The organism is Actinophytocola sp. (genome assembly GCF_035942955.1).
Taxonomy (GTDB): Bacteria; Actinomycetota; Actinomycetes; order Mycobacteriales; family Pseudonocardiaceae; genus DASYTH01.
In genome coordinates this window covers 1-13,419 of sequence record NZ_DASZCQ010000170.1, presented here as the reverse complement: position 1 = coordinate 13,419, position 13,419 = coordinate 1, and the positions used below count along the sequence as shown (strand labels likewise).

Sequence of the window (13,419 nt, the reverse complement as noted above, 5' to 3'; positions counted from 1 at the left end):
CGGACGACCACCGAACCGAGGAGGACCCGATGCCCCAGTACGCGGTTCTGATCTACTCGCCGGCGCCGGCGGATCCGATGGAGATCACGCCCGAGTACCTCGAGCTGCTCGACCGGTATCCGGCCCAGGTCGAGGAGCTGGGCGGCAAGATCGTCACGGGATACGCGCTGCAGCCGAGCACCACGGCCAGGTCGGTCCGGCGCAGCGGGGTCACCGACGGCCCGTTCGCCGAGGCCAAGGAGGTGGTCGCCGGGTTCTTCATCCTCGAGGCGCCCGATATGGACGTGGCGTTGCAGATCGCCAAGCTCAACCCGGCCACCCGGGACGGCGGCGTCGAGCTCCGGCCGCTGTTCATCCCGCCGGACGAGTAACCACGGCCGCGAGCCGGCGAAGCGAGCGGCGCATCCCCAGGACCAGCACCGGCCCCAGCACCCGCAGCCCGACCGCACCGAGCACGCCGAGCGGCGGCTCCAGCCGCTCGGTCCACCGGACCACCGAGCCGGAGCCGTCCGCGGAGACGTCGAACTCCGCCGACCCGCGCAGCAGCGTCCCCAGGTGCCGGGCCCGGCACCGGTGCGGCGGCGTCCACTCGACGATCTCCAGCTCGTCCAGGAACCCGACGTCGCCGAGCCCGGTGAAACCGAACAGCCGCGAGCCGACCGACCGCCCGTCGCCGGCGACCACGGCCACCCGGGTGCCGATCATCCACTCACCCTGCCGCGGCCAGTCGGTCACCGCCGCCCACACCACCGGCACCGGCGCGGCCACATGTACCCGGGCGGCGACCTCACGCATGCCGACAGTGTGGCCCCGCCCCCGTCCCCCTACGGCAGGACTCCGGCAAAGTCGCCACGTGAAAACGACGGCCGCGCCGCGCGGCGCGGCTGTCGTGTCCAGCTGCGCGATCTGCCGTGCACCGGGCCCGGCAGCCAGCCACCACCGGCACCGGCGCGGCCACGTGCACCCGGGCGGCGACCTCACGCATGCCGACAGTGTCGTCCGGCCCCGTCGTGGCCGCCATGCGCACCTGAGCGGCAAACTTGCGCTTGTCGACCATGGTGCGCGCTGCGCGGTTAGGGTCGGAGTATGGCCGAGCCGCATGCCGCACCGGTGGCGGTCGGGCCGCGGGTGGGCGACGAGACGATCGCCTTCTCGCTGGCCGACCCGAACCGCCGGCTGGTCGGAGTGGAGTTGCGACACGAGCTCGACCTGCCGGGGCAGGACACCCGGTTCGGGTACGACGAGACCGCCGGCGCCTGGACGCTGACGCTGCCCCGCCCACCGATCAGGCGGATGGAGTACCAGCTCACGCTGTACCACCCGGACGGCGCCAGCGAGACCGTCACCGACCCGACCAACCCGGTGCTCACCCCGGGCGCGTTCGGCGACAAGTCGGTCCTCGGCATGCCGGACTACGCGGCGCCGGCGTGGCTCGCCGGGGAGCAGGCCTGGCCGATCGGCGCAGAGCTCAACGTGTCCACCGGGGTCGGCCCGGTCGAGATCACCGTGCTGTCTCCGGACGAGCCGACGTCCCGGCTGCTGGTGGCGCACGACGGGCCGGAGTACGACCGGCTGGCGGCGCTGGGCCGGTTCGCCGCGACCATGGTGCGCCACGGCCGGGTACCGCCGTTCCACCTCGCCCTCGCGACCCCCGGCGCCCGGGACGAGCGGTACTCGGCCAATCCCGCCTACGCCACGGCGATGGTCGGCTCGGTGCTCCCGGAGCTGCGCCGCACGCTCGGGACGGACGGGCCGGTGGTGCTCATGGGCGCCAGCCTCGGCGGGCTGGCGGCGCTGCACATCCAGCGGCGGCACCCCACCCAGGTGGCCGGGCTGTTCCTCCAGTCGGGCAGCTTCTTCGTGCCGCAGTACGACGAGGTCGAGAAGGACTTCCGCTACTACAACCGGATCATCCGCTACGTCGCCGCGGTGCTGCGCGGTCAGGGATCCGGGCGGGCGGTGCCGACCACCCTCACCTGCGGCACGGCCGAGGAGAACGTGCACAACAACCGGCTGATGGCCGCCACCCTGCGCCGCCAGGGCTATCCGGCGACGCTGCACGAGGTGCCCGACGCGCACAACTACGTCGCCTGGCGGGACTCGTTCGACCCCTACCTGGTCGACCTGCTCGCAAAGGTTTGGGCCGACTCGGGGACGCGGTGGGGGGACGGCGGGCGGGTAAGAGATGCGTGAGGTCTCGTTGCCGGACGGCCGGGTCCTGGTGCACGGGCACTGGGGCCGCCCGGTGCTGTTGTTCCCCACCGAGCAGGGAAACGCGCACGACGCGGAGTCCAACGGCCTGGTCGGCGCGGTCGGCGGGCTGCTGAGCGCCGGCCGGGTCAAGCTGTACTGCGTCGACTCGTTCGACGGCGCCAGCTGGTCGGCCGGCCACCTGCCGGTCGAGGAGCGCGCGCGGCAGCACGAGCGGTACGAGGGCTGGATCGTCGGCACGGTCGCGCCGTTCATCGCCGACGACTGCGGCGGCGGGCCGGTCGAGATCATCACCGCCGGCTGCTCGTTGGGCGCCTACCACGCGCTGAACATCGCGCTGCGGCACGCCGACATCTTCGTGCTGGCCATGTGCTTCTCCGGCAACTACGACACGACCAGCTGGCGGGGTTGGGGCGAGCGCGGCATGAGCACCTACTTCAACAACCCGGTGAGCTACGTGCCGAACCTGCACGGCGAGCACCTGGACTGGTTGCGCTCCAGGCTGTCCGTGCTGCTGGTGTGCGGCCAGGGCCGGTGGGAGGACACCACCGGCGCGCTGGAGTCCACGAAGTGGATGGCCGCGCTGCTCAAGGACAAGGGCATCAAGGTCGAGCTGGACCTGTGGGGCCACGACGTGCCGCACGACTGGCCGTCCTGGCGCGCCCAGTTGGCCCATCACCTGCCGCGCTTCTGTTGACGGACAAGGAGGTCCGAGCCGTGAATGTCGATCATGTGGTCGGCCTGCTGCTGGGCACCGAGGAGGACTGGCCGACGGCGTTCACCGAGATCACCCGCCGGCTCGGGCCGATCAAGGACGGCTCCGGAACGACGCACACGTTCGACATCAAGCGGGTCACCATCGAGCCGTTCGACCTGCGGTACAAGCCGCGGCACTCGCTGGTGATCGACCGGCTCGCCTACTGGTACTACCACCCGCGCGAGTGGCTGAAGAAGATCGCGCTGATGGACGACGTCTACCTGCTCAACAGCCCGTTCACCTTCCAGTCCATGGAGAAGCACGCGGCCTACTGCGCGATGATGCGGCTGGGCCTCAAGGTTCCGGACACCGTGCTGGTGCCGTTCAAGCATCCGGTGGACAACGCCCGGTACGCCTACACCGCCGCCCGGTACAACCGACCGTTCGATCTGGACGCGATCGCCGAGCGGCTGGGCTACCCGCTGTTCATGAAGCCGTACGACGGCGGCGCCTGGGTGGGGGTGTCCCGGGTGCGCAACAGCGCGGAGCTGCACCGGGCCTACGACACCTCGGGCGAGCGGCTGATGCACCTGCAGTCCGCTGTGGAGGGTTACGACGTGTTCGCCCGGTCGCTGTCCATCGGCCCGGAGACCATGGTGATGAAGTTCCGGCCCGAGCTGCCGATGCATGACCGGTACGCCGTCGAGCACGGCTTCCTCGACCCGGACGCCGGCTGGGAGGTCACCACGATCTCCCGGCTGATCAACGCGTTCTTCCGGTGGGAGTTCAACTCCTGCGAGACGCTGGTGCGCGGCGCCGACGTGCACCCGATCGACTACGCCAACGCCTGCCCGGACGTGGCGCTGACCTCGTTGCACTACTACTTCCCGTGGGCCATGGCCGCGCTGGTCAGGTGGACCGTGTTCTGCTGCGCCACCGGCCGCCGTCCCCGCCTTGATCTGGAGACCAGCAAGTACTTCGACATTGCCGACCGCACCGATCTGTCCTACCGGGACAAGCTGGCCGAGTACCGCCGCCTCGCCGATGAGTACTTCGAAACCGAGCGGTACCAGGACTTCTGCGCCTCTCGACTGTCTCATGTGGACGAAGTGGTGTACGACTGGGTGCGGTCGGCGGACTTCGACCGGTTGCTCGTGGACACCGTGCGGTCCACCTACCCGGCGGCTGAGCAGGACCGGTTCGTCGCGCACTTCCGCGGCCTGCTCGGCGCCTGGGTGCACGACCAGGAGACATGAGCCGGCGCGGTGGGTTGGTCGCGCTGTGCACGGCCGCCGTCGTGACCGCGCTCGGCACCCGGATCTCGATGCTGGCGATTCCCTGGCTGGTGCTGGTGACCACCGGCGACCCGGCGCTGATGGGGCTGATCGCCGGCGCGGAGATGGTGCCGTACGTGCTGTCCGGAGTGCTGGCCGCGCCGCTGGCCGACCGGGTGGGGCTGCGCCGCGCGTCGGTCGTCGCCGACGCCGGCAGCGCGCTGGCCACCGTGGCGGTGGCGGTGATCCCCGGGCTGGGCTTCCCGGCGCTCGCCGCCCTGGTCGCGGTCATCGGCGCACTGCGCGGCGTCGGCGATCGGGTCAAGAACGTCCTGCTGCGCCCCATGGCGGAGGCGGCCGGCGTCCCGATCGCCAAGGCCACCGCCGTGTTCGAGGGGTTGAACCGGACGGGCATGCTCGTCGGCGCGCCGCTGGGCGGGCTGCTCATCTTCTGGCTCGGTGCGCGCGGCGCGGTGCTCGTCGACGGCGGCACGTTCGCCGTGTGCGCCGCGGTGGTCGGCGCGCTGGTGCGCCCGGGGACCCCGCGCCGCGGCCGGGCGGAGCCGTACCTGGCCGCGCTGCGCTCCGGGGCACGGCACCTGGCGGCCAGCCGGATGCTCCTGGCCATGATCATGGTGACGTTCCTGCTCAACCTGTTCAGCCAGGCCAGCGTCGCGGTGTTCATCCCGGTCTGGGTGTCCGAGGTGCTGGGCTCGCCGGCCGGGCTGGGCCTGATCCTCGGCGCCTACGCGGGCGGCGCGGTGGTCGGGTCGGTGGGGGTCACCGCGCTGGCCACCAGGCTGCCGCCGTACCGCACGTTCGCCCTCGGCGCGGTGCTCGGCAGCGCCCCGCGCCTGCTCGTGCTGGGGCTCAGCCACGAGCTGGCGCTGGTGCTTGCGGTGACCTTCCTGTCCGGGGTGGCCACCTCGGCGGTCAACCCGATCCTGGTGACCCTGATGTACGAACGGGTCCCGGTCGACCTGCACACCCGGGTGTTCGGCCTGGCCGCGGCGCTGTCCTTCGCCGGTCTGCCGGTCGGCGGCGTGCTCGGTGGGCTGGCCGTGGCCGGCCTCGGCCTCGACCCCGCCGTGCTGGTCGCCGGCGTGCTGTCGCTGACACTGTCACTGCTGCCCATGCTGTACGTGCGGGTCCGGCACCTGGACCATTCGGCTCAACCGCCGCTCAACGCCCCGGCGTAAAGCGCGACCAAACGGGAATCCCGCGCTTGCCGCACGAAGCGGCCCATCCGTCGCGGACCGTCCCCGATCAACCACCCCAAGCCCAACACTGGTGCCCAGGTACGGCAGCCGCGCGCGAGGGAGCTTGCGAGCGAGCCATTGAACACTGCCCCGTCGCCGAGCTTGCGAGGCGACGGGGTCCGCATCACCGAGCTTGCGAGGTGATGGATAGACGGGGAGGCGCGAGATGACATCACTCGACGGCAAGGCAGTGGTGGTGACGGGAGCGGGCAGGGGCCTCGGGGAGGCGTTCGCGGTCGAGCTCGGCCGGGCGGGCGCCATGGTCGTGGTCAACGACGTGGACGCCGACGCCGCCCGCCGGGTGGCCGACGCCATGCGCGCGGAGGGCCATCCCGCGGTGGTCAGCACGCACACCGTGACCGACGCCGAGGCGGCGCAGGCCATCGTCGACCTGTGCGTCGAGCGGTTCGGCCGGGTCGACGGCCTGGTCAACAACGCCGGCATCCACTACGAGGTGCTGCCCTGGGACGACGACCCCGACCGGGCCCGAGAGCTGATCGAGGTCAACCTGCTCGGCACCCTCTACACGGGACTGGCCGCCCTGCGCGCCATGAAGGACACCGGCGGCGGGTCCATCGTCAACATCTCCTCCGGCGCCTCGCTCGGCCAGCGCACCCTGGCCACCTACTCGGCCAGCAAGGGCGCGGTGGCCTCGCTGACCTACTCCTGGGCCCTCGACCTCGAGGCGGTCGGCATCCGGGTCAACGCGGTCTGCCCACTCGCCCACACCCGCATGGTCTGGTCCTCCGAGCGCGCCCTGCGCAAGTGCCCGCCCGACCGCACGCCCGACCGGATCGCCCCGCTGGTGGTCTTCCTGATCAGCGACCGGTCCGCCGGCATCACCGGCCAGATGATCCGCTGCAACGGCCCGCAACTGCATCTCGTCGGGCAGCCCTACCTCAAGTTCCCCATCCTGGAGCGCGACATCTGGGACGCCGACACCGTCGACCGCGCCTTCACCGAGGTGTTCCAGGCCCACCTCGAGCCCTACGGCCTCGAGAAGCGCATGCCCCCTCGCCTGCGCGACTGGCTGACCCCGGCCACGGCGTGACCTGAATGGCAACTGGGAACCTGGCCCGACGATCGGTCGCCTCCACGGCCCTGCCCAGTGCCGGTACTCTGAGCAACGACGCGATGACCGAGGGGCCATCTCGTCGCGGGGAGCAAGCGTTCGACCGGCTTGGAGTCTCAAGCGTTGCCGGCTGCGCCAACGTCGCGGCGCGATGCGCTACCCACCACGACGACCGCAGTCGACACAGGGCTGGATGTGAGCAACAACGGAACGCCGAAGATGACCGCGGCGCTCGCGGTCACGGAGTTCCGCGCGCTCTGGTTCGCCGAGGGCCAGTCGGTGGCCGGCGACCAGTTGGCCAAGGTCGCGCTCATGATCCTGGTCTACGACCGCACGCGCTCGGCCTGGTGGGCCGCCGTGGTCTACGCGCTGACGTTCCTCCCGGCCCTGGCCGGCGGGCTCGGCCTGTCCCAGCTGGCCGACCGCTTCCCACGCCGCGCGCTGATGGTGGTGTGCTCGCTGATCCAGGCCGTGCTTGTCGGCCTGATGGCCATTCCCGGCATGCACATCGGGGCGCTGGCCGCACTGGTCTTCGTGGTGCAGCTGGTCCAGTCCCCCGCCCTTGCCGCGCAGCAGTCGGCGGCCCGCGAGATCTTCACCGACGACGCGGTCTACCTGCGCAGCCAGGACCTGCGCGGCATCACCACGAACACGCTCATGCTGCTCGGCCTTGCCGGTGGCGGTCTGCTCGTCGTGTCCATCGGGACGTCCTGGGCGCTCGCCCTGGACGCCGCCACGTTCGTGGTCAGCGCCCTGGTCGTGCACCGCTGGATGAAGGACCGCCCGGCGGCCGGGAACAAGGACGACGGCTGGTTCCGGGCGGCTCGCTGGGTGTTCGGCCAGCGCCGGATGCGGGTGCTGCTCACGCTGACCTGGCTGGTCGGCCTCGTGGTCGTGCCGGAGGGGCTGGCCGCGCCGCTCGCCCACGAGATGGGTGTGTCGTCGGCGGCGGTCGGCTGGCTGCTCGCCGCCGACCCGCTCGGCTTCGTGGTCGGCGCGTTCCTGCTGTCCCACTTCGTCGCACCGGACATGCGGATCCGGCTGGTCGGTGTGCTCGCGACGGGCTCGGTGGGGGTGCTGATCGGCTTCGTGCTCCACCCCAACCTGGCCCTCGCGCTGATCCTGCTGGCCCTGGCCGGGGCGACCGGCGCGTACTCGATCACGGTCGGCGCCACGTTCAACACCTGGGCGCCCAACGGCCTGCGCGGCGGGGCGTTCGGAATCGCCCGCACGGGTATGCGGGTGGCGCAGGGGGTGGGGGTCGCGCTCGGCGGCGCGGTTGCGCAATGGATCGGTTCGGCCATGACGACGGTCGCGCTGGCCGGCCTGCTCGGTGTCCTGATCGCGATCCCGGCGACCGTCGCCTGGGCCGGGATCCAACGATCGGCGCGGTCGGAGTCAGGTTACCGAGCAACCCTCACGAAGCGCGGCGCGGGAACGACAAACTAGCGGGGGGTCAGGTTCGCGATCCGGCACGCGGCTTGTCCCTCGCCGGCGAAGTCGGCACTGGCACGATCCTTGGAGCTTCGGGGGCTCAGGGGATGATCATAATTCACGGTCACGCATCGGGGTCACCTCCCGCGTGGGGACGGGGGCTGGGGCGGACAAATGCTATCTGGTGGGGGGCTGTGACGGATCATGTCCCATTCGGGGCACACTTGGGTGTGACACGGATGGAGGACCTGGGCCCATGACGTTCACCGCTCACGATGGGGCCGGGCAGGCCTCGGACGGGGTCAACGGGCGTCCGGGGCAGGCCCGGGATGGTCTTCGGCTGTCATCCACTAGTGTGATTGATCAAAGCGCCGGCGACCATACCAAACTGCGGTTTCGTGCTCATCCGCGGCACTGGGCGTTTTGGACACAGCGCACCCGGCTCAAGTGCTATCTGTTGGTGATCGAGGCGCTCACGGTCGTCGCCATGGTCTGGCTCACCGTGACCACCCCCGCCCCCACCCAGGTCGACTGGTTCCGCTTCGCCGCCCTGGCGATCTGCGCGACCATCCACATCCAGATGTCGCGACGGCAGGAGGAGCGGCGCCGCAGCACCAGGAAGCCGACCGTGCACATCGACCTGACCGGCATCTGGTCGTTTCCGGCCGTGGTCGTGCTGCCCATCCACCTGGCGTTGCTGCTGATCGTGCTGAGCCGAACCCAGCGCTGGTTCGTCGCCCGGCGCCCGCTGTACCGGTTCACCTTCTCGGCCGGAAGCATGCTGCTCGCCGCGATGGTCACCTACGGCGTGCTGGTCCTGTTCGACGAGCGCCGGCTGACCGAGCTCGACGTGCCGAGCTCGTTCGCCGAGTTCGGCGTCCTCGGCCTGGCCGGGCTGGTCTACTTCGGCGCCCAGGCGCTGATCATCGGCGCGGGCGCGATCCTGCTGAGCACCACGAAGCCGTCCATCCGCACGGTGCTCGGCACGAAGGAGGACAACGAGCTCGAGGCGCTCACCATCGCGCTCGGCATCCTCACGGCGATCCTGGTGGTCAACATCCCGGCCGCGCTGGCGATCATGGTGGTGATCAGCGTGATCGGCAACCGCATCGCGGAGGTTCGGCAGCTGCAGGTCGACGTGCGCACCGATCCGAAGACCGGCCTGCTCAACATGCGCGGCTGGCACGAAGCGGCCGAACGGGCGTTCGAGCGCGCGAGCCGGGCGAACAGTCCCTCGGCCGTGCTGATGGTCGACCTCGACCACTTCAAGTCGATCAACGACACCTGGGGGCACCCGGCCGGCGACGACGTGCTGGAGGTCGTCGCCGCGGCGCTGCGCAGCGCGACCCGCCCCGGCGACGTCATCGGACGGTTCGGCGGCGAGGAGTTCGTGCTGCTGCTCCCCGACATGGGCACCCCCGAGGCGGTCGCGGCCGGCGAACGCATCCGCGAGACGGTCTCCGGCCTGCAGGTGCCGACCACGGACAAGCGTGGCGGCCCCGTGGCGATCGCCGGCCGGACCACGTCGGTCGGCATCGCGGTCTACCCGCAGCACGGCTCCGAGTTGGATGAGCTGTTGAAGATCGCCGACGCGGCGGTGTACGAGGCCAAGGAGAACGGCCGCGACCAGGTCCGCTTGGCCAGCCTCCCGCGGTCGGCGTAGCGGGCCCGTCAGTCCTCCGACAGCAACGCCGCGGCCTCGGCCGCCTCCGGGGTGCCGATGTCGGTGAAGATGTCCAGCGCCGCACGCCAGTGCGCGCGGGCCCCGTCGAGGTCGTGCTCGGCCCGGCGGATCAGGCCGAGCACCAGACGGGTCCGGGCCTCGGCCAGGCGTTGCCGGCGTTCCCGCACGACCTTGAACGCCTGGTGGGCATGCGTCGCGGCCTGGTCGAGGTGGCCCAGGTCGAGGTAGCCGTGCGCCAGCTCGGTCAGCGCCCGGCCTTCGAGCAGCCGCATGCCGGAGTCGTGCAGCACGGCGAGCGCGTCCCGGCAGTGCGCAAGCGCCTCCGGGACCCGGCCGGCGGCCCGCAGCGTCGTGGACAGTCCGATGAGGACCGATGTCTCGCCGAAGCCGAACCCGATCTCCCTGGCGATCTGCAGCGCGTCGGCGAAGTAGCGGGCCGCGATCTCGTGCCGGTCCCGGCGCAGGTAGACGGTCGCGAGGACGTCGAGGCCGCCGACCTCGCTGCGCCGCTCGCCGAGCTGCCGGCTCTGGGTGATGGCCAGCTGAGCCTGCGCGAACGCCTCCCGGTACCGGCCGGCGTCGCAGTTGGTCTCGGCCAGGCACACCAGGGCGTTCGCCTCGCCCAGCTTGTGCCCGATCGTCCGGCAGACGGCGAGGCACTCGGTGTGGATCCGCACCGCCCGATCCAGCTCGCCGCGCGCCCAGTGGGCGAGGCCGAGACCGTTCAACGAGGTGAGCTTGAGCTCCTGGTTGAGCTCGAGGGCCTGGGTGTGGTGGGTGATCGCCCGGTCCGGACGGCCGAGCGACAGCCACGCGGTGCCGATGTAGTTGAGGTCGTTGGCCTCGCCGTACCGGTTGCCGATGCGCCGGTTGATGGTCAGCGACTGCTCGTAGTACAGCGCCGCCTGGGCCGGCTTGCCCAGCTGCGAGTGGACGCGGCCGAGGTTGTGCAGCGAGCTCGCCTCGGCGAGGGCGTTCTGGGCCCGGCGGTTGAGCGCCAGCGCCTTGAAGTGGTGGCTGATCGCCTTGGGATAGTCGCTGAGGTTGTAGTGGATCAGGCCGAGCAGGTCGTTGATCGACGCCTCGGCGGCCTGGTCGGCCTCCTGCACCGCGGCGGCGAGCGCGGACTGGCACACCGCAAGGCCCTCCGCGGCGTGGCCGCGCGCGACGAAGTAGCCGCGCAGCGAGTCGGCGATGAGCCACGCGTAGTGCCGCGGCCCGGATTCGGCGGCGCGCACCGCGGCCACGAGGTTGAGCAGCTCGGCGTCCAGCCAGGCGATCGCGGCGGCCTCCGTGGTCAGGTCGACGGTGCGCGGGGTGGGCTGGCCAGACGCGTCCGGCAGCCGCAGGACGTGCGGGTAGAGCAGGCGGGTTGCCGCGTCCGTGGCGCCGAGGTAGTAGCCGAACATCCGCGTGGTGGCGGCCCGCACGGCGGCGGCCCCGTCCTCGCTGCGCGCGCGGTCGGCCGCGTACTCGCGCAGCAGGTCGTGGAACTGGTACCGGCCCGCCGCGTGCTCGCCGACCAGGTGCGCGGCGGCGAGCTGACCGAGCTGTCTTCGCGCGTCCGGCACGCCGGTCCCGGTCAGCGCGGCCGCGACGTCGGCGGTGAAGTCCTGGCCGGGTACGAGGCCGAGCAGCCGGAACAGCCGCCGCGCCGCGGGCTCGAGCGTGTCGTAGGACAGGTCGAACGCCGCCCGGACAGCGCCCTCGTCGTCGCCGGCAACGACCAGCTCGGTCAGCCGGCCGCGCTTGCGCAGCTCGTCGGTGTAGTCGGCGATGCTGGTGTGCGGCAGCGAGGCCAGGTTCGCCGCCACGATGCGCAGCGCCAGCGGCAGGTACGCGCACGCCTCGGCCAGCTCGGCGACCGCGTCCGGCTCGGCGCCGGTCCGGTCCTGGCCGACCATCCCCTCGAGCAGCTGCCGCGCCTGCGGCGGCTCCAGCACGTCGAGGGTGATCCGGTCGGCGCCCTCGGTGGCGGTCAACCCGTCCAGCCGGGCCCGGCTGGTGACCAGCACCAGGCAGCCCGGGCTGCCCGGCAGCAGTGGGCGCACCTGCTCGGCGCCGGCCGCGTTGTCCAGCAGGATCAACGCCCGCCGGTCGGCAAGCAGCGTCCGGTACAGCCCGACCGCCTCCTCCCGGTCCACCGGCACCCGCTCGGCCGGCAGCCCCAGCGCGTGCAGGAACCGGGTCAGCGCCTCAAGCGGCCGCACCGGCGAGTCCGAGGCGTAGCCGCGCAGGTTCACGTAGAGCTGGCCGTCCGGGAACTGGTCGCGCACCCGGTGCGCCCAGTGCACCGCCAACGTCGTCTTGCCGACGCCGGCGCTGCCGGTGATCGCCGCGATCACCACCGCGGTGTTCCGCGCGCTGTTGCGCTTGGCCAGCACCGCGTCCAGCCGCGCGAGGTCCTCCTGCCGGCCGGTGAACCCACCGATGTCGGCCGGCAGCTGCGCCGGCGTGGGATGGCTGGTCGCCACCCGCAACGGGCCGGCCGCCACCGCGTCGGCGCCCACCTCGTTGCGAATGATCCGCAGGTACGCCGCCACGATCTCGTGCCCGGGCTCGATGCCCAGCTCGTCGGCCAACCGGGCACGCAGATCGGCGAACAGCCGCAACGCCGCCGCCTGCTGCCCGGAACCAGCCAGCCCCAACATCAACCGGGCATGCAGGCCCTCGTGCAGCGGCTCGGCGTGCACCAACCCGCGCAGCGCCTCCACCACCGCCTCGTGCCGCCCGAGGCCCAGCGCGGTGTCGGCATAGCTCAGCGCCGTGGCGATCCGCCGGCTCGCCACCGCCGTGGCCACCGGGTGATGCCGCACCCGGTCCGGCAGGTCCGCCAGCACCGGGCCGCGCCACAACCCCAGCGCCGACTCCCACAGCGCAAGCGCCTCCTCCGGATCCCGGCGACGCGCCTCGGCCGCCCGGTCGACGAGCTCGTCGAACCGCAGCAGGTCGAGCTGGTCGGCCTGCACGGCCAGCCGGTAACCGCCGCGGGCCAACGAGATCAGCGCCGAGCGGTCGGCCGGCCCGCCTGCGGTGACCTTGCGCAGCCGGGACACGTAGGTGTGCACCAGGTTCTGGCAGCTGTCCGGCGGCCGCGAGCCCCACAGCAGGTCGATGATCTCCTCCCGCTGCACCACCCGGTTCGGCTGCACCGCCAGCAGCGCCAGCAGGCACCGCTGCTTCAACGGACCGAGCTCGACCGGTCGGGCACCCTGCCGCAGCTCCAGCCGACCCAGCACACCGATCCGGAACCGCTCGGCGCCCACGTCACCGGTCGACCACCGTGCGTGATCGGGAAGGCCGACGGCCTCGGCCAGGCGGCGCACCGACTCCCGCCGCGGCCGGCTCGTCTGACCCTGCTCGATGTAGCGCACCGCGCGGACGCTCACCCCCGCCCGCCTTGCCAGGTCCTGCTGGGTCAACCCGGCCCGAATCCGGTGCGCCCGCACCGCCTCGCCAAAGGACGCCGACCCATGGTCCACGGCGATGACCCCCTACCCGGCAAGAACGCTCTTGCCGCTCGTACTGGCCTCGGTTTTGCCCCTCCATCGCGTCACTTCACCCGAACGGGTCAATCATGCCAGGTCAGAGCCCTTCCTCTATCACGTTCCGTACCCGATCCGGGTCCAGATACGTTCCAGCCTCCTCGCCAGGCCAGATCACTACCGTCAGTGATGCCGAGTGGTGCGCCGCGACACCCTGGGGGTGCGCCGCGAGCACCACCGTGCCCAGGGGAGTCCGTGCGGCCGCTTCCGTGGGCGCGCCGCGGTGTGCGCACACCACACCGC

General features: G+C 71.8%; 11 protein-coding genes. 8 read left to right on the top strand and 3 right to left on the bottom strand.

Going from position 1 to position 13,419, the window contains the following annotated elements:
- Positions 1 to 29 precede the first annotated feature (29 nt).
- The gene (locus VGX25_RS17165) at positions 30 to 371 is read left to right on the top strand and encodes a YciI family protein (protein ID WP_326918807.1); all 342 of its coding nucleotides are present in this window, start codon (positions 30 to 32) and stop codon (positions 369 to 371) included.
- Here VGX25_RS17165 and VGX25_RS17160 read toward each other — a convergent pair.
- Entirely contained in the window at positions 352 to 795 is a 444-nt protein-coding gene (locus VGX25_RS17160) for an SRPBCC family protein (RefSeq protein ID WP_326918806.1), read from the bottom strand. The two genes, VGX25_RS17165 and VGX25_RS17160, sit on opposite strands and share 20 nt — an antisense overlap.
- Before the next feature lie 291 nt (positions 796 to 1,086).
- Between VGX25_RS17160 and VGX25_RS17155 the strand changes: the two genes are divergently transcribed.
- The 7 genes from VGX25_RS17155 to VGX25_RS17125 all read left to right on the top strand — a co-directional run bounded on the left by VGX25_RS17155 (position 1,087) and on the right by VGX25_RS17125 (position 9,610).
- Entirely contained in the window at positions 1,087 to 2,193 is a 1,107-nt protein-coding gene (locus VGX25_RS17155) for an alpha/beta hydrolase (protein WP_326918805.1), read from the top strand.
- A complete protein-coding gene (locus VGX25_RS17150) occupies positions 2,186 to 2,908 on the top strand; it encodes an esterase family protein (RefSeq protein ID WP_326918804.1) in 723 nt (240 codons plus the stop codon). The genes VGX25_RS17155 and VGX25_RS17150 overlap by 8 nt, the downstream gene beginning before the upstream one ends.
- A gap of 20 nt (positions 2,909 to 2,928) precedes the next feature.
- The gene (locus tag VGX25_RS17145; RefSeq protein WP_326918803.1) at positions 2,929 to 4,164 is read left to right on the top strand and encodes a hypothetical protein; all 1,236 of its coding nucleotides are present in this window, start codon (positions 2,929 to 2,931) and stop codon (positions 4,162 to 4,164) included.
- Positions 4,161 to 5,381 (top strand): MFS transporter, encoded by a 1,221-nt coding sequence (locus VGX25_RS17140; protein ID WP_326918802.1) that lies wholly within the window; start codon positions 4,161 to 4,163, stop codon positions 5,379 to 5,381. The genes VGX25_RS17145 and VGX25_RS17140 overlap by 4 nt, the downstream gene beginning before the upstream one ends.
- A gap of 226 nt (positions 5,382 to 5,607) precedes the next feature.
- Entirely contained in the window at positions 5,608 to 6,492 is an 885-nt protein-coding gene (locus VGX25_RS17135; protein ID WP_326918801.1) for an SDR family oxidoreductase, read from the top strand.
- A 240-nt stretch (positions 6,493 to 6,732) separates the two neighbouring features.
- On the top strand, positions 6,733 to 7,962 hold the full coding sequence (locus VGX25_RS17130; protein ID WP_326918826.1) for an MFS transporter: 1,230 nt from the start codon (positions 6,733 to 6,735) through the stop codon (positions 7,960 to 7,962).
- Between the two features lie 445 nt (positions 7,963 to 8,407).
- Positions 8,408 to 9,610 carry a GGDEF domain-containing protein gene (locus VGX25_RS17125; protein ID WP_326918800.1) on the top strand — a complete coding sequence of 401 codons (1,203 nt, stop codon included), beginning with the start codon at positions 8,408 to 8,410 and terminating at the stop codon, positions 9,608 to 9,610.
- An 8-nt stretch (positions 9,611 to 9,618) separates the two neighbouring features.
- On the opposite strand, the gene VGX25_RS17120 is transcribed toward VGX25_RS17125, so the two are convergent.
- Together VGX25_RS17120 and VGX25_RS17115 are read right to left on the bottom strand one after the other, a co-directional pair.
- On the bottom strand, positions 9,619 to 13,113 hold the full coding sequence (locus VGX25_RS17120) for a tetratricopeptide repeat protein (RefSeq protein WP_326918799.1): 3,495 nt from the start codon (positions 13,111 to 13,113) through the stop codon (positions 9,619 to 9,621).
- 103 nt (positions 13,114 to 13,216) lie between these two features.
- Positions 13,217 to 13,419, bottom strand: a 203-nt coding sequence (locus VGX25_RS17115; protein ID WP_326918798.1) for a hypothetical protein, incomplete at its 5' end; no start/stop codon positions are given.